Origin of the sequence: Virgibacillus subterraneus, from assembly GCF_900110695.1 — a bacterium.
Lineage (GTDB): Bacteria > Bacillota > Bacilli > Bacillales > Amphibacillaceae > Lentibacillus > Lentibacillus subterraneus.
In genome coordinates this window covers 565813-582208 of sequence record NZ_FOEH01000001.1, presented here as the reverse complement: position 1 = coordinate 582208, position 16396 = coordinate 565813, and the positions used below count along the sequence as shown (strand labels likewise).

Annotated in this window: 14 protein-coding genes; 3 read left to right on the top strand and 11 right to left on the bottom strand. The window is 41.0% G+C overall.

The features are described from left to right. Positions 1–130: 130 nt before the first annotated feature. From BMY13_RS02810 to BMY13_RS02770, 9 genes are all read right to left on the bottom strand, one after another. Entirely contained in the window at positions 131–1447 is a 1317-nt protein-coding gene (locus tag BMY13_RS02810) for a UDP-glucose dehydrogenase family protein (RefSeq protein ID WP_092502340.1), read from the bottom strand. Positions 1448–2402: 955 nt separating this feature from the next. Next, on the bottom strand, positions 2403–3863 hold the full coding sequence (locus BMY13_RS02805) for an APC family permease (protein WP_092502337.1): 1461 nt from the start codon (positions 3861–3863) through the stop codon (positions 2403–2405). 440 nt (positions 3864–4303) lie between these two features. Next, positions 4304–5197 (bottom strand): UTP--glucose-1-phosphate uridylyltransferase GalU, encoded by an 894-nt coding sequence (gene galU / locus BMY13_RS02800; protein ID WP_092491500.1) that lies wholly within the window; start codon positions 5195–5197, stop codon positions 4304–4306. A gap of 81 nt (positions 5198–5278) precedes the next feature. After that, complete coding sequence (locus BMY13_RS02795) at positions 5279–6355, bottom strand: glycosyltransferase family 4 protein (protein ID WP_092502335.1); 1077 nt, start codon at positions 6353–6355, stop codon at positions 5279–5281. 291 nt (positions 6356–6646) lie between these two features. Next, on the bottom strand, positions 6647–7507 hold the full coding sequence (locus tag BMY13_RS02790; protein ID WP_092491498.1) for a permease: 861 nt from the start codon (positions 7505–7507) through the stop codon (positions 6647–6649). Between the two features lie 168 nt (positions 7508–7675). Continuing rightward, the gene (locus BMY13_RS02785) at positions 7676–7999 is read right to left on the bottom strand and encodes an ArsR/SmtB family transcription factor (protein WP_092502333.1); all 324 of its coding nucleotides are present in this window, start codon (positions 7997–7999) and stop codon (positions 7676–7678) included. 164 nt (positions 8000–8163) lie between these two features. Continuing rightward, positions 8164–8805 carry a TetR/AcrR family transcriptional regulator gene (locus BMY13_RS02780; RefSeq protein WP_092502331.1) on the bottom strand — a complete coding sequence of 214 codons (642 nt, stop codon included), beginning with the start codon at positions 8803–8805 and terminating at the stop codon, positions 8164–8166. 19 nt (positions 8806–8824) lie between these two features. Then, positions 8825–9841, bottom strand: a complete 1017-nt coding sequence (locus tag BMY13_RS02775) for an ABC transporter permease (RefSeq protein ID WP_092502329.1) — start codon at positions 9839–9841, stop codon at positions 8825–8827. After that, on the bottom strand, positions 9819–10559 hold the full coding sequence (locus BMY13_RS02770; RefSeq protein ID WP_092502327.1) for an ABC transporter ATP-binding protein: 741 nt from the start codon (positions 10557–10559) through the stop codon (positions 9819–9821). The genes BMY13_RS02775 and BMY13_RS02770 overlap by 23 nt, the downstream gene beginning before the upstream one ends. 243 nt (positions 10560–10802) lie before the next feature. On the opposite strand from BMY13_RS02770, the gene BMY13_RS02765 reads away from it, so the two are divergent. From BMY13_RS02765 to BMY13_RS02755, 3 genes are all read left to right on the top strand, one after another. Continuing rightward, entirely contained in the window at positions 10803–11234 is a 432-nt protein-coding gene (locus BMY13_RS02765; RefSeq protein ID WP_092502325.1) for a DUF2935 domain-containing protein, read from the top strand. 304 nt (positions 11235–11538) lie between these two features. Next, entirely contained in the window at positions 11539–12276 is a 738-nt protein-coding gene (locus BMY13_RS02760) for a threonine/serine exporter family protein (RefSeq protein WP_092503403.1), read from the top strand. A 44-nt stretch (positions 12277–12320) separates the two neighbouring features. Further along, a complete protein-coding gene (locus tag BMY13_RS02755; protein ID WP_175476727.1) occupies positions 12321–12758 on the top strand; it encodes a threonine/serine exporter family protein in 438 nt (145 codons plus the stop codon). 12 nt (positions 12759–12770) lie between these two features. Here BMY13_RS02755 and BMY13_RS02750 read toward each other — a convergent pair whose 3' ends face one another. Continuing rightward, positions 12771–13061, bottom strand: a complete 291-nt coding sequence (locus BMY13_RS02750; RefSeq protein WP_092491491.1) for a hypothetical protein — start codon at positions 13059–13061, stop codon at positions 12771–12773. Positions 13062–13327: 266 nt separating this feature from the next. Next, complete coding sequence (locus BMY13_RS02745) at positions 13328–16393, bottom strand: efflux RND transporter permease subunit (protein ID WP_092502321.1); 3066 nt, start codon at positions 16391–16393, stop codon at positions 13328–13330. Positions 16394–16396 lie beyond the last annotated feature (3 nt).

Here is a 16396-nt window from a genome sequence, read left to right as displayed (position 1 = left end):
TAGGGGGTTCCCCTTTCAATATAAACCCCCGTACAGGAGTAAACGCTATTTTGTTACATAAATTGTCTTTACTATTATTTGACATTCTATCTAGTTTTAAACAAAAGAAAAGATGCCCAACGAGGCACCTTTAGTTTTGTCTATTTATTGATGGTCGACCAATGGAATGGTATTCGATGCCACTTCCATTAAATTTTTCTAATGAAAAGCAGTTTCTTCCGTCAAAAACAATCGGGTATGATAAGTATTGTCTAAAAAGGCTAATCGGATATTCCTTTATTTCTTTCCAGTCGGTTAGAATTACTGCACAGTTTGCATGGTTCAAAGCTTCTTCGATTGTCTTCACATAATTTACTTCTTTCGGCAGAACGCTCTTGGCATTTTCAACGGCTACTGGATCATAGGCATTAATTTTAGCACCAGCATCTATTATTCTATGTGCTACCTGTACAGATGGCGCGCCCCTCATATCATCTGTATTTGCCTTGAAAGCCAACCCCAGTAATGCAATTGTTATATCCTCGATATTGCCGCTAAATCGTTTAATAATTTTATCGACCAATAAATCTGTTTGTTTTTCATTAACATATTGAACACTTTCTAGAATAAACATTGGATAATCCACGCGGTTTCCTAAGGCAATTATGGCATTTGTATCTTTTGGAAAACATGAACCTCCATATCCAATACCCGCTTTCAAAAATCGTCCACCGATACGACTATCCATTCCAATTCCGTTTGCTACATCGTCCACGTTTGCACCAACATGCTCACATAGGTTGGCTATCTCATTTATAAAGCTGATTTTGGTTGCTAGAAAGGTATTCGATGCATACTTAATCATTTCGGCACTTCTAAGGTCTGTTTTTACAATTGGGATATTATATGGTTTATAGATTTCCTCCATAATGTCCATCGCTTCTTCATTTTCACAACCTATCACGATACGGTCACCGTTAAACGTATCGTGTACAGCTGTTCCCTGACGCAAAAATTCAGGATTGGAGACTACTCTGACGGTAAGGTTAGTTACTGCATTTTGTTCAATACTCGTTTTAATATTTTCATTCGTACCTATAGGGACGGTACTTTTGGTTACTATTACAACATCGTTATGTAGGTATTTCACTATATCGCTACAAACTGTATTTAAGAATGTTAAATCTGCCGAACCATCTGCCCCCTGAGGTGTTCCTACAGCTAAAAATATTACCTCTTTAGCAGCTATCCCTTCTTCATAATTGGAAGTGAAGTGCAATCTTTCTCTCTGAATATTTGTCTGTAATAGTTCCTCTAAACCTTCTTCATAAATGGGAGACTTGCCGCTCCTTAATGTCTTCACTTTCTCCTCATCAATATCAATACATGTAACATTGTTGCCGATTTCAGATAAACAAACACCTGTGACAAGACCTACATAACCGGTACCGATTACAGCAATATTCACTATGGCATGCCTCCTTTTTTTGATTAAACTTCTAACTAATACTTATGTATCGAAAAGCTGTTTTAGTAATTTTTATACTTTATTAGAAGGTGCATACAGGTTCAAAGCTATGGCAATGATGTATGTGTTTATACTTTTAAGTTTGATGCATATGGAGGATTCCAGAATAACTATGAAGACTATCAGCAACGTCACTATAATAATTCCTGCCTTTAATCCAGACGAGAAATTACTTAATTAGCTAAATCAGAGAAATGCCCTATTCTTAAACATGCAGTAAACCTAGGTAACGGCAGAGAATTAAAAACAGCCTTTAATCACTTTTTAAATAATCATAACGAATCGATAGGGATAGTAAATGTAGACGCGGATGGGTAGCATTCTGTAGAAGATATCAAAAAAGTTGCAATGAAATTAAACCAGCACTCTAACAGTCTGATCTTAGACGTGAGGGATTTTTCTGAGGATAACATTCCTTTGAGAAGCCGATTTGGAAATGAGATGAAAAAATCCGATTATATTATCGTTTTGGATACGGATGAGAATTTTAAAACATTCTTCTCAACCTATATAGACTCCAATAATTTGGGGGGAGTTTATAAGGTTAATAATAGTAATAATGGATTAACAATTGTGCCTGTACATTAAGAAACCCCGGAGCAGATATCCAATCCGCTCCGGGGCTTTTATTTTTGTCTAGGAAACTATAAAATTTAAGTTCTGTGAATAACTGGACTCCCGAATCAGCCACGTCCAGCTCCAGCGCCTAGCGCCTAGTGGACTTCCCTCCCCGTGTCTACGATAAGTCAACATCGAATCGCTACGCTCTTCGTGTATCCTTTATCTCAGGGAAAAGGAAGATCGACTAAGACCGCCGCTTTGCGCGGCAACGTCGACCCACCCGCGATGCACGGGCGCAGTCCATACGGCGCTGAACAGGCGCTTACGCTTTTGTTCACTCTCTGTTCTTCGCTTCTATTTTCTTATTACCTAATATTAGGTAGTTCAGTTCCTCTTTTGGAATTTTATTGAATTCAGTTCGCTTGGCTAGATAGAATATTACGCCTAATATGATCCATGAGATCAGTGCGATTCTGGATTCAATTCCCAGGAATGCTGGTGAAGCTGGGATAAGCAATAAGCTCAAGAACGTCAGGCTGGCTAACATTCCTACTCCTGCAATTGTCTTTTTCATTGGTGCTACAACATGTTTCTTATGATTAAAGTCTTTGTCTTTTGACCATTTAAAAAGTGAAAATGCTGTAAAACATGTATAGAAATATGCAATTGTTACACCAATTGATGACATGTCTACTACCCAGATAAGAGCCTCACGCCCAAACCATGGTGCAAACATAGATACAATTACCGTGAAAATGATACCAACATACGGTGTTTTGTATTTAGGATGAAGCCTTGAAAATGCTTCAGGGATTATTTTCGCACGTGACATAGCGAATAGTAAACGGCTTGATGAGATAATAAAACCATTTAAGCCTGTGAAAACACCCATTGTAAGTGCGACAACCAGAATTACGAGTCCCATCGTGCCTACCGTATCCTGAATAGCCGCTCCTGTTCCCCATTGCTGACCTTCAGCAACAAGTCCTTGCCAAGGCTGTGTCATAGCAGTTGCAATAATCATTAAGCTATATAATACAGCCGCGAAGAATATTGCCAGAATAATTAATGTGAATGCTTTTTTAGATGAAAAACGAAATTCTTCTGCTGCCTGTGGTATGTTATCAAAGCCAACGTAAGCCCATGGTGCAATTGCTACGATTGAAATAATTGCAGCAAATGCTGTTGTTCCTGTTGGGAATGCTGGTGATATATTCGATAAGCCTGCACCCGGCTGTCCGCCAACTAAAAATGTTATGGCGAGGACACCTAAGATCATAATAGTACAAAAGATAAATTGCATGCGGCCAGTTAAGCCAGTTCCTCGTATATTTAAAAAGCCAAACAATCCTAATGCTGCTGATGCAATAATGATTTCCATTCCATAAACATCCCACCCAGCTATTTGGTAAAGATGCAGGTTCTCAATTAATGCAGGAAAAACATATTTAAACATTAATGCAAAAGCTGAGGCGTTCAATGCAACGATACAAATATACCCAAGCGTTAAAAACCACCCGCTTATAAATGCGTGTGTACGACCTAAACTAATAAATGCATAGGCAAATTCCCCTCCTGATACTGGGAAACTTTTTATTAAAAATCCATAGCTCACGGCGATCAACATCATTAGTAATGCGCCAATACCGAAACCTGCAATTACTCCTAATGGACCAGCCTGGGACATCCAGTTCGTTGGCTGTACGAAAGCACCCCAACCAATTGATGAGCCTAGGGCAATCGCCCATACCCAATGTGGCTTTAGTGATTTTTTTAGCGTCTGTCGTTCTTCCATGCTTCGTCTCCTTTTAACCTCTTTTTTTTGATACTACCCCGTTATACCAAAATTCGACTATTTTCGCAAAATTTCTAGTACTAGCATATGCGAGGTATGGGAAATTATTTTGGCGTTATATGCCCCTTATATTCTGTGGCAAAGAATTTTGGGATTATATGAAGAGATTTGGGATATTTTCCGACCGGGGATGTGGTGCCTTCCGCTGGATGTGGTTCCTGTCACTTCCCGTAATTTGTCGAATAGCTTTCCAGCGATATGCTCCTTTTTATACTGTTTCCAGTTTTAAGTTGTTGTATCCCGATATACAGCAAATGTGCCACAATAAAGACTGTAGGCGTGAAGAGTATATTTTCTTGAACAATTGAAATGTTGTCCCACACAAAGAAACACAGCTGCTACGCTGTGTCAGAACTTCTCTCTTGTGTGGATTATTACAGTTATTTTAGGTTAGTTTTTTGTCCACTTAAAGTCGTATTTAATTCATTCAAATAGTTCATTAACGGTTCTCTTAAATCATCTCGGGTTAGTGCCATTTCTATCGTAGTTTGGATAAATCCTAATTGTTCACCAACGTCATAACGTGCTCCTTCAATTTCCAAAGCAAAAACGCGTTGAATTTTATTCAATTCTTGTATTGCATCTGTTAATTGAATTTCTCCACCGGCACCAACATGTTGTTTTTCCAGAAAATCAAAAATCTCTGGTGTTAATATATATCTTCCAATAATCGCCATGTTGGATGGAGCTGTTCCTTGCTTAGGTTTCTCGACGAAACTTTTTACCTGATGGGAGTTACCTAGCTTCTTCAACGGATCAATTATGCCGTATCGATGTGTGTCTTCTACTGGAACGTTTTTCACCCCGATTACGGAGGATTTCTTCAGCTCATATTCATTTATAAGTTGATGTAAACCAGGGTTCTCACTATGAATAATATCGTCACCAAGTAAAACTGCAAAAGGATCATTGCCGATAAATTTTCTGGCACACCAAATAGCATGTCCAAGACCTTTTGGTTCCTTTTGTCTTATGTAATGGATATCAACATTTGCAGACTTCCTGATTTTCTCAAGCAACTCAAATTTTTCCTTCTTCATCAAGTTCTCTTCTAATTCGAAAGCACTGTCGAAATGATCCTCGATAGCTCGCTTTCCTTTTCCTGTGACTATGATAATATCCTCGATTCCTGAATCTATTGCTTCATCAACGATATATTCTATCGTGGGCTTATCAACAATAGGCAGCATTTCCTTAGGCATTGCTTTTGTAGCGGGTAGGAATCTTGTCCCCAGTCCGGCAGCAGGTATTATTGCTTTCTTAATACTTTTCATATAGAACCTCCTCAAAACATTATTAAATTAAAATGTGTTTTAATCCTTGGAATACTATTTAATTTTTAATTTCCTCTTATTTCATTGGCCTTTTTCCCGTATTTTAAACACTCTCTTCAGTGTATCGATAATTGGCTTTTTTCCACCCATGACCAAACCACTAAGTTCGGCAATAATGTGCAACAACGCGAGCACTATAAACGTGATGATGAGCGATGTTGTTAATGTTGCATTGGAGAATAGAATTGCCATTGCTCCGAAAAGTGTACTAAATGCATAGATGATAAGAACTGTTTTTCGATGGGTGAATCCAGACGCAAGCAGTTGGTAATGAATATGCTTATTGTCCGGCATCATGATATTTTCCTTATTGTAAGCACGGCGGACAATGGCAAAAAGTGTGTCGAAAATCGGTACAGCTAGAACGATAATTGGAATAATAAAGCTGAACAATGCGATATTTTTAAACAAACCTAGCATGGATACGACGGCAATCGCATAGCCGAGAAAATTTGAGCCGGTATCGCCCATATAAATTTTCGCAGGGTAAAAGTTATGATATAAGAAGCCCAAATTAGCACCTATCAGGACAATGCATAGGTATGCGGCCATGATTTGTACATCAATCAGCGCCATAATGAACATACTTGTTAACGCAATTGTCGTGACCCCTGTGGCGAGCCCGTCCAGACCGTCAATGAGATTGATTGCATTTGTTATGCCGACAACCCAAAGTACAGTAACAAGAACGCTCACAAATCCGAGATCGATCATCCCGATAATTGGCAGTGTGATTTTGTCGATGATTAACCCTGATGAAAGGAGGAAAGATGCTGCTATTAACTGACCACCGAGTTTGATAACAGGGCGAATATTGTAACGATCATCGAGGGCACCGGTTATTAGAATCACTACAGCTCCAAGGATGATTTCGGGTAGGTGTTCATGTTGCGGCTGTAAATAAAGCGCGCCTAAAAACACCCCAAGGAAGATGGCTAGACCACCTAATCTCGGCGTTACTTTTGTATGTATTTTGCGATGGTTTGGCAGATCAACGACACCTATTTTTATTGCGAGTTTTTTAACAGGGTAGGTTAATAGGAATGTTGCGATAAGCGCAATAAAAAAGGCTATCGCCAAGTCGGTATAATTTATCATAGAACTTCTCCTAAAATTTGCTTGATGTTGGACCTTGATGCGTAATTGATTTAAATTATATCGAATAGGTGTAGTGTTAAGCAAATTATAGTTAGGTTGGAAGTCGCTGTTCACCTTTTTACATATACTAAGAGGACTTTCTGATTTATTGAAAGTCCTCCTCCCATCTACTTCGAACAACAAGATTCCTCTGTAACCTCGCTGATTTTCACGTCACAGCAATCGTTGTCCTCGTTATTCTTTGAAAAGATTTTTTCGATAAGCTTCTTCACTTGGGCTCACCTCCCTTCATTAAACCAAGTAGAAGATAAATCCTGATACGGTAGCCATTGAAATGACTGAGGCGACAAATGCGATCACAAGCTGTTTTTTGAAAATGGATTTCAGTAATATTAGTTCCGGCAAGCTTGCACCAGCTGAGCTGATCATCATTGCCATTACAGGTCCAAGTGCCATTCCTTTCATGATGAATACATGGGAAATAGGTATCATACTTGATAATCGGATGTACAAAGGTATTCCGATCACTGCCGCAATTGGCACGATCCACCATGTTTCTTTTCCAAGCCATTGGGCTATCCATTCAGTTGGGACTAATCCATGGATGACTGCACCGATTGCTGCTCCAATGATTAAATATGGGTAAACGCTTTTCATGAGTGCTATTGTTTCGTCCCATGCTCCTCTCCAGTTAAATTGTTTGGCTTCTTCCTCATAACCTGTCATCACCACGTTTTTTACATAACGCTCGAATTTCAGCTTGCTTAACGTGAGGCCGATAATTACTGAGGCGATGGCAGTCACGACGGTGTAAATCAAGGCAACTTTCCATCCGAGAATGACACCCATTAATGTAAGAATGGTTGGGTCTAGTACCGGTGATGCAAATAGAAAAATCACGACAATTTTGAATGGCATATTTTTTCGCAGCATGTTTACGACAACCGGAATTGTTGAGCATGAACAAAATGGTGTAATAAAAGCGAACAATAATGCCGCTAAGATACCAATAAGCTGATTGCTTTTGGATAGATAATGTTCGATTTTTTTATAAGGTATGTAGGATTGAAGTGCGCTTAGGATAAATGAGATGACAAAGAATAGTACAGTTAATTCAAGCGCAATCATGAGAAAGTTTTTTAATGTTTCCATATTGAATCTCTCCTTTATATTAATCAACTTTTTTTGATATATTCAATTAATCAAAAAAAGTTGATATATAGTTTTAGAAAACCTGCCATTCGCCAAGCCTTAATGGCGAATGCCTTAGTTGCACTTATGCAGTAAGAAAGGATTTATTCTTACTTACCTGCCAAAAAATTAGCAGCAGGATGGAACGAATACACAGCAAAGTTCGTCTGAGAGCAGGCTTTTTACTTCGGAATTGTTCAGTTCATAGTAGCCCCATGTACCTTTTGTTTCTTTTTTAATCAGATTTGCATCCAGTAAAATTTTGAGATGGTATGACAGTTTTGATTGTGGCATTCCGACCATGTCCACAAGGTCACAAACGCATGTTGAGCCATTATGGCATAGGATATTCATAATCTGAAGTCGTTTCGTATCTGAAAGTGCTTTAAATTTTGACGCATATGTTGTGAATGCTTCCTCGCTTGGATTGTTAAGTACATTTAACTCTTTCATTAGGAGTCGCCCCTCTTTATATCAAATATTTTTGATTTAATGTTATTATATACCATTTAGCGGAAAAAGCAACCATTAAATCAAAAAAAATTGATTAATTGCCCGACAAAATTCGGGTCGTACCTGTCACTTCCCGATGGATGGATGGTGTGGGGACTGGCTCATCACCATTTCTTCCCCACTCCACCCATTATATATGCAATCGTCTGGTGTATATCTGTTTCGTCGTCCCAATCCTTGTCTGGTTGAACGATGAATCTTGTTATCATGAATCCCAGAATTGTTGTGACCATCATGCGGATCATTGTCTCATTTGGCAGGTCCTGCAGTTCTCCTTTTTCTTTATAGAAGTCGAGCGCATGATTAAACGCTGGTATGACTTTTTCGCCAAATTCTTTTTTATATGCGGTTTGGATTTCCGGGTGGAATGCCAGCTCCTGCAATAGAATTTTTATCAATGGGAGATTGGACTGTGCGAACTCAAAGCGATTTTTTTTAAAGGCATAGAGCAGGTCCTCAAAGTGTTCATAGTCATTTTGGAAGACCTGGCTGACGAATTTCTTTGCAAAAACGGGTGCTGAGAAATTCGTTATTACAGGTGTGACAATCGCAACGAGCAGGTCTTTTTTTGTGCGATAGTGGCGAAAAATTGTTCCTTCAGCCACTCCTGCCCTATTGGCGATTTCACTTGTTGATGTGTTGTAATAGCCATTTTCAGAAATAAGCTCGATGGCAGCTTTGACGATCTCAATTTGTTTCGGTGTCATCTTTTCATCATTTCGTAATGTTTCCATCATATCTGACATGAGTGGTTTCCTCCTGGGATTATAGTGTTCGATGGCGTTTGAGTGCGAAAATATTAAGGATAATAAATACTGCTGAGAATCCTATCAATACACTTATGTCACCGGTAACGGTCGCTAACTCCTGCCCTTTAATCATGATTTCCTTTAATGCATCTGCTCCATACGTTAATGGCATTACTTTTCCAATGGTATTAATCCATTCAACGGATTCAGTCGGAAAAACACCGGAAAAGAATACCTGTGGGATGATGATAATCGGGATAAACTGCATCATTTGAAATTCATTTTTGGCATAAGCTGACAGTAAAGTGCCAAGGCTTAATGCCGTGATAGCTAGCAGAAACGTGATAAACAGTACTGCTATGAACGATCCGGCCATGTAAATACCAAGTACATAGATGGAGAATGCTGTAACGATAATCGATTGAATGATAATAAATATGCCAAACCCGAGCAGGTAGCCAATGACAATTTCCCAGCGTTTTAATGGGGTTGCCAGTAATCGTTCGAGTGTTCCCTGCGTCCGTTCGCGCAGGAATGAAACGCCGCCAATAATAAATACGAAAAAGAAGACGAAGAACCCGATCAAGACAGAGCCTGTTTGATCAAATAAATTCAGGTCAGATGTGCCATGGAGAAAGTTAATTTCCAATTCGGGCGCGTTTGGATTTATTTGTTTTACCGCATTACTGATGACACGCTGGACGGCAGATGTTGCTGATGGGTTACTTCCTTCCATTGTCAGTTGTGCCTGATTTTTTTCAAAAAACAGATGGGCATCGGCATGTTCATTTTGAAGTGCGGTTTTGGCCTGGGGTTCGTCTGCCTCCAGAATTGTTGCATCTTGCTGTTCGAGGGCATTCTGCATCTGTGTTGGGACATCTGTAACTGCGATTGTCGGTACGTATTGCTCCATATCAAGCACAAGCCACAGCAATGTCATGACCAATAGTGGTGCGACCATCATCATGGCGATGCTGCGTTTATCGCGGAGAAACTGGTGGATGATTCGCTTAATGATTGCTTGAATGCGCATGTGAGGCACCTCCATACTGTAAGAAGGCCTCTTCCAGGGTTTCGGTGTTGCTTTTTGATTTTAATTGCTGGGGACTTCCCTGGGCGATAACATAGCCATCCCTTAGCAGTGCGAGATTATCACATTTTTCCGCTTCGTCCATTACGTGTGTAGTGATGATGATTGTCGTGCCCTGCTTTTGCATGTTTCGTAGCTCCTCCCAGATGGACGCGCGAAGAACCGGGTCAATGCCGACAGTCGGCTCATCCAGAATCAGCAGGTTTGGCTGGTGCAGGAGTGCTACAGCTAATGACATGCGCCGCTTCATGCCACCAGAGTATTTTTCCAGAGTCTTATCAAGATGATCCTGTAGGTCAACGATTTTTGCAGCTTCTGTGACACGTTCTTTCTGCTGCTTTTTAGGGATCTTATATATACTAGCGAAAAAATACAGGTTTTCCCGGGCTGTCAACTCACTGTATAAAGCGTCTGACTGGGCCATGTAGCCGATTTTCTGCATTTGTTTGAAGGACGGCATTTGCTGATTATCGATGTGGATTATTCCATTCGTGGGGGTTAGCAGGCCGATCATGATTTTGACGAGCGTTGTTTTTCCTGAACCTGATGGACCAAGCAGTCCAAAGAGCTGCCCTTCTGGAATGGATAGGTCGACTTCTTTCAAAACGGATTCCTTATTGTAGCTGTGAGCGATATTGTTCATCTCGATAAAGGCGGACATGGTGGAACCTCCTTTTGTTTATGTGAGTGATGTGAGTGGTGTGAGTGGTGTGAGTGGTGTGAGTGATTACTCACTTTTTATAATAAGCTATTTATGTTGAGTTGTAAAGGATGTGACGCGAAAGTTTATTCGACATAAACCGGGAAGTGACAGGCACCGCACGAATTTTTCACTAGCATGAACTGGCTTCTTTTCGCATAAATATTATTGGACATATTTTATTTTCATCAGGGAGGCTGTGAGATGCAGTTTTATTATGGGAGTCAAATGCCGCTTCGGGTTTTGGATGAGGCGGAGTTTTGGAAGGAACAGGAGTCTGAGCATACAGTAGTGATGCGGGAACTTGTTCAGGATTTAGAGAGCGAATACGTTGATGCGTTGAAGCGTTGGGAGGATGTGCTGAATACGACACACCAGCATGTTAAGCGATTTGTTGAGTCAGTCATCCGGAGCAATAATCAGATATCGCCAGCGTTGTATAATCAGGTACTTGAGCTAGTGACATTTTGTTTACAGGAGAGTGTTGCATTTACGCAGTTCTGCAGGCAAGTGAAGAGCGAAAGTGCTGCTGTTCAGGCTAACCCAACCGCTAAAGTCGTTATCGACCACATAATTGACGAGTCAGAATACTTTATTGGGATTGCACAGACAATTTTATACGAACAGCAGAATTAATTCTATTGGATAGACGCCTTTTTCGGGTGTCCATTTTTGGTGGTTGGCGGGTGATTGAATTATGTTGCGGGGAGACTTGAATGACTTAATGAGGAAAATTTTCTGCAGTGCAGAAAATCAACTGCTCCATTTGTGAACTTCGGTGATCGAACTGTGAACTTCGAGCAACTTTATTGTGAACTACGGTAAGTTTCATGTGAACTTCGGGATTTACGTTGTGAACTTCAGCATTTCAGCTAAATTTCCTTTCAAAAACGCTCTACACACCTTATAATGAAAAAAGATAAAGGTGGTGTTGACTGTGATGGATCGAGTGGTAATTGCAAAAGTGTGTATGCTTGCGGGAAAAATTATGCTGGAAAGTGGTGCGGAGACGTATCGTGTAGAGGACACAATGAGTCGGATTGCGTCTGCATATGGTTTGGCGAATGTACAAAGTTATGCGACGCCGACGGGTATTAATTTTTCCGCTGATTTTGCTGATGTTACGAACTTTATCCGGATTTCCAATCGGTCAACTGACTTACATAAAATTGCGGAAGTTAATAGTATTTCCCGTAATATTGCAGCCGGTAACGTTACCATTAATGAAGCGTTAGAGTCGCTGAACAATGTCAATGAAGCAAGCTACGCATTCCCTTTTTGGATTCAAATTTTCGCTGCCGCTTTTGTTAGTGGAGGCTTTGCAATCATGTTTGGGGGAGTTTGGCCTGATTTTATTCCTTCCTTTATTGCGGGTGGGGTTGGCTATGCGGTAATGGTATGGTTTAAACAGTTAGTTGAAATTGGCTTTGTTGCTGATTTTGTTGCATCATTTGTGATTGGTATTTTTGCAATGTTGTTTATAGCAAACGGATTCGGTGTGAATCTGGATAAAGTGATTGTCGGGGCGGTAATGCCACTTGTGCCTGGGCTACTTATCACAAATGCTGTCCGTGATTTAGTTGCAGGACACTTGGTTGCGGGTTTATCCAAAGGCGTCGAAGCAATGTTAACAGCTTTTGCAATCGGTGCTGGCGTAGCTGTTGTGTTTGCTTTTTAGGTGGTGCCATTCCCAGTTTTGTGAAAGGTGGTTTTTTTACCGTGATGATCGTTACTCAACTTATAACAAGTTTCATAGCTGCAGCTGGGTTTGGGGTGTTGTTTAATGCACCGAGAAAGGCGCTTATTCAATGTGGTCTCATTGGTATGCTCGGCTGGATTTTATATTACGTTCTTGTCCTGGGTGAGATGGATGTTGTGCCAGCAACTGTTTTTGGTGCGATGCTTGTCGCTGTTTTGAGTCAGCTTAGCTCCAAAATATTCAAAAAGCCGGTGATAGTTTTCAATGTATCCGGGATCATCCCGCTCGTTCCAGGTGGAGTTGCTTACGATGCAATGCGCCATTTTGTGGAGAATGATTATTTTACCGCAGTACAGCTATCAGCTAAAGTCATGCTTTTGGCAGGAGCAATTGCGATCGGATTGATGTTTTCAGAAGTAGCGAATCAGTTGATTAAAAAAATAAATTCGGCAGGTGCATAACACCTGTCGAATTTATTTTTTGTTAAATCCTGCATCAATTAATAGAACGATTGCGGTTATGATGTGCATGATCATTCCAATTATCGGTATAACACCAACAGCTGATGTGACCATTCCAATAATGCTTCCGGCCTTGCTTCCTTTTTCATTGTGTGCGATGAGCAGGGTTACCAGGTGCAGGATGAACATGACGAACAAGGCACCCCAACCTGAACTAAGTACAAACGCTCCACCAATGATTGGAATTCCAAGGAACGCTTCACAGCCTCCAGTTACCCATTTCATAATACGAGATAACGACATAATGTTGCCTCCTAAATAAATATCTCATTCAATAGTAGCATATTGCGTAGGACAAACACACTAATTTTGTATATCGCTGTCAGTTTGTAATCATAAATTAGCTGAGGGGGCGCTGGTTGTCGGGTGATTCAGTCTTCGTGGGTGGTGCCTGTCACTTCCCGGTATTTGTCGAATGTTATTGCGCGAGTTTGGTGTTATGTCGCGCGACTTCCCCTATAGCGTGACCTCACCAAAAAAGCTCCCCGCCGTAGCAGGGAGCTTCTCCATTATGCTGGTTTATTTTTCCGTCGTACTATTTTCGCAGTTAAATCGTCGAACAATGTATATACGACTGGGATTAGCAGCAGTGTAAAGATGCTGGAGATTCCGAGTCCGAATATAATTGTGACTGCTAGCGGCTGCTGCATTTCTGCACCTTCGCCTAATGCGAGTGCTAAAGGCACCATTGCTAGTACGGTTGTTAAAGTTGTCATCAGGATCGGGCGTAATCTGCTTGGTCCTGCTTGTAAGATTGCTTCATATCGATCTTTACCGTTTCGCCGTAATATATTGATGTAGTCAACGAGCACGATCGAGTTGTTGACTACGATACCGGCGAGCATGATTATTCCGATAAACGCTGGAATACTTAATGGTAATCCTGTTACGAATAGTCCTACCATAACACCGACAACGGTTGCTGGCATGGAGAACATGATAATCAATGGGAATAGGAAGTTCTCAAATTGCACTGCCATGACCGCATAGACTAGGAATATCGAGAAGATCAGCGCGATTGAAAGGTCTGTGAATGACTCGGCCATATCCTGTGCCTGCCCGCCGATTTTGTAGCTGTACCCTTCAGGCAGATTGATTCCTTCCAGCTCTGCTTCGATATCTGTCGTGATGCTCCCGAGATCGCGATCAACAATTTCGCTAGTTATATTCATTTGCGGTTGTTGATTTTCTCTCAATAATGTTACAGGTCCTTGCACTTCTTTAAATGTCACAACTGAATCCAATGGAATCGACGCGCCGGATTGTGATTGTATTTTCATATCTTGTAAATCATTTATTGTGCTGCGTTCGTCCTCTGGGAACATTAGCTTGACGTTCATTTCATGGCCTTCTTCACGATACTTTGATGCAACTTGACCAGTAAATTGCAGCTGTATTTGACTTATAATTTGTTGCTGATTCAAGCCGTATGCTGCTGCTTTTTCCTCATCAACCTCAATTGTCATTTGTGGAATGCCATCTTCGGCTGCAGACGTCGGATTGTATACACCATCAACAGTTGAAATTTCATCGACTACACGACTGGATAATTCGCGCAACACTTCATGCTCTGGTCCTTTAAGCTGAATTTGTACGGGGTCTCCCATACCCATTCCGCTGTCAGTGGCGTTAACTGTTATTTCAGCACCTGGAATTGATTGAACATCTTCATCAATTTCCTGCACGATATCTTTTGTTGTTTTTGATCTGTCGGTTGAAGGAATTAGCTGCATTGTGTATGTTGCCTGATTTCCGCTTGCAGCCATCGCACCAAATCCGCCACCTCCAACACTGACATAGTTCGTCTCGATGACATCATCATATTCGGTTAGCTGTTCATTTATTTGATCCACGATTCCTTGTGTGTGTTCCAATGAACTTCCCGGTGCTGCTTCAACACGGATTTCCATTTGCCCCTGATCTGAGGATGGGATAAATTCCGCTCCAATTAGTGGTGTCAGCGCCAAGCTTCCTGCAATTGCGATGATGGTGCCGAACACGGTTGTTTTACGGTGCTTGAGTACCCATCTCAGTACGCTCCGGTAGCCATTATTGACACGATCCAGGAAGCGGTCAAACCAGTAACGGCGCCCTTTATCTTCCATCGCCTTCGTTAGTAATTTTGATGAAAGCATTGGCACTAAAGTTACCGCCACAACAAGTGACGCGATTAACGAGAACGATACTGCTAATGCCAGTGGAGTGAACATGTCGGATGCAATTCCTTCAACATAAATAATTGGTAAAAATACGACCAATGTTGTAGTTGTTGAGGCAATTACGGCGGGTGCAAGCTCTGATGCACCTTTTGTTGCCGACTCCATTATCGAATAGCCTTTTTTCCGGTATGAATAGATATTTTCTAAAATAACGATTGAGCTGTCAACCATCATACCGAGCCCGAGCGCCAGACCCCCAAGCGTTAGCACGTTCAGTGTTTCACCGGTAAAATACATTAAAGTAAATGTTGAGATAATCGCAATTGGTATGGATAGTCCAATAACAATTGTTGCTCGAACACTTTTCAAAAATAATAGCAAAATGAAGATCGAGATAATGCCACCGATCAAAATGTTTTTAACAACGGAACTGATCGACATTTCGATGAACTCGGATGTGTCTATAATGACATCTAGGTTAGCATCGGGAGGCAGTTCACCTTTAATTTCTTCCATGCTCTCTTTAATGTTCGTTGCAACTTCTACCGTGTTGCCGTCTGTTTTTTTCATAATGGAAAGCACGACAGATGGTTCACCGTTTACAAGTGTTTCTGTCGATGATTTTTTATATGTGTCCTTCACTTCAGCGACTTCATCTATATAAACTTTCCCACCGGATTGCGTTTGAACAAACGTTTGTTTAATTTCTTCAACTGACTCAAATTCACCTGTCACACGAAGCTGCAGTTTCTTATTACCTTTTTCAACAGCCCCGACTGATGCGGACTGATTCGAACTATTCAGCGACTGCGTAATCATCTGTGCTGAGACGCCATACTGCTGTAATTTTGCCTGATCGAGTATGAGCTGGATTTCTCGTTCTTTCGCCCCTTCGACTGTAACGGATGCTACTCCACCTTGACGTTCAAAGAATGGAACGACTTCATCCTCAGCAACTTGTGTTAGTGTCGCAGAGTCATCACCAGTTAGACCAACCCACATAACAGGTAACTGGTCCGGGCTGAATCGCATCACACTTGGTTCACCCGCTTCTTCAGGCAAAAATCCCTTAGCCTGGTCGACCTTTTCCCGTACATCAAGCAAGGCTTGATCAAGATCTACCCCATTATTAAACATCATGATGACAAGAGAAGATCCTGATTGGGACTGTGATTGCACCGTTTGGATTCCTTCCACTGAGCTTACTGATGATTCAATTGGCCGACTAATTAAATTCTCTACTTCCTGTGGTGCAGCATCACCATAACTTGTTGCTACAACAGCTACCGGGAGATCGATTTTAGGAAAAAGATCAACCGTCAAGCTGCGGACTGAAACAATGCCTAGGGCGATAATCGCCAAGACAATCATGATTACACCAACAGGACGTTTTACGGATGTATTTACTAGTTTCAAGAT

Excerpts from the sequence above, each read along its gene's own strand:
- BMY13_RS02795 (WP_092502335.1), bottom strand. The coding sequence starts at position 6,355 with ATGATAAATTATACCGACTTGGCGATAGCCTTTTTTATTGCGCTTATC.
- BMY13_RS02765 (WP_092502325.1), top strand. The coding sequence starts at position 10,803 with ATGCAGTTTTATTATGGGAGTCAAATGCCGCTTCGGGTTTTGGATGAG.
- BMY13_RS02760 (WP_092503403.1), top strand. The coding sequence starts at position 11,539 with ATGGATCGAGTGGTAATTGCAAAAGTGTGTATGCTTGCGGGAAAAATT.
- BMY13_RS02785 (WP_092502333.1), bottom strand. The coding sequence starts at position 7,999 with ATGAAAGAGTTAAATGTACTTAACAATCCAAGCGAGGAAGCATTCACA.
- BMY13_RS02790 (WP_092491498.1), bottom strand. The coding sequence starts at position 7,507 with ATGGAAACATTAAAAAACTTTCTCATGATTGCGCTTGAATTAACTGTA.
- BMY13_RS02775 (WP_092502329.1), bottom strand. The coding sequence starts at position 9,841 with ATGCGCATTCAAGCAATCATTAAGCGAATCATCCACCAGTTTCTCCGC.
- BMY13_RS02805 (WP_092502337.1), bottom strand. The coding sequence starts at position 3,863 with ATGGAAGAACGACAGACGCTAAAAAAATCACTAAAGCCACATTGGGTA.
- BMY13_RS02750 (WP_092491491.1), bottom strand. The coding sequence starts at position 13,061 with ATGTCGTTATCTCGTATTATGAAATGGGTAACTGGAGGCTGTGAAGCG.
- BMY13_RS02770 (WP_092502327.1), bottom strand. The coding sequence starts at position 10,559 with ATGTCCGCCTTTATCGAGATGAACAATATCGCTCACAGCTACAATAAG.
- BMY13_RS02755 (WP_175476727.1), top strand. The coding sequence starts at position 12,321 with ATGATCGTTACTCAACTTATAACAAGTTTCATAGCTGCAGCTGGGTTT.
- BMY13_RS02780 (WP_092502331.1), bottom strand. The coding sequence starts at position 8,805 with ATGTCAGATATGATGGAAACATTACGAAATGATGAAAAGATGACACCG.
- galU (WP_092491500.1), bottom strand. The coding sequence starts at position 5,197 with ATGAAAAGTATTAAGAAAGCAATAATACCTGCTGCCGGACTGGGGACA.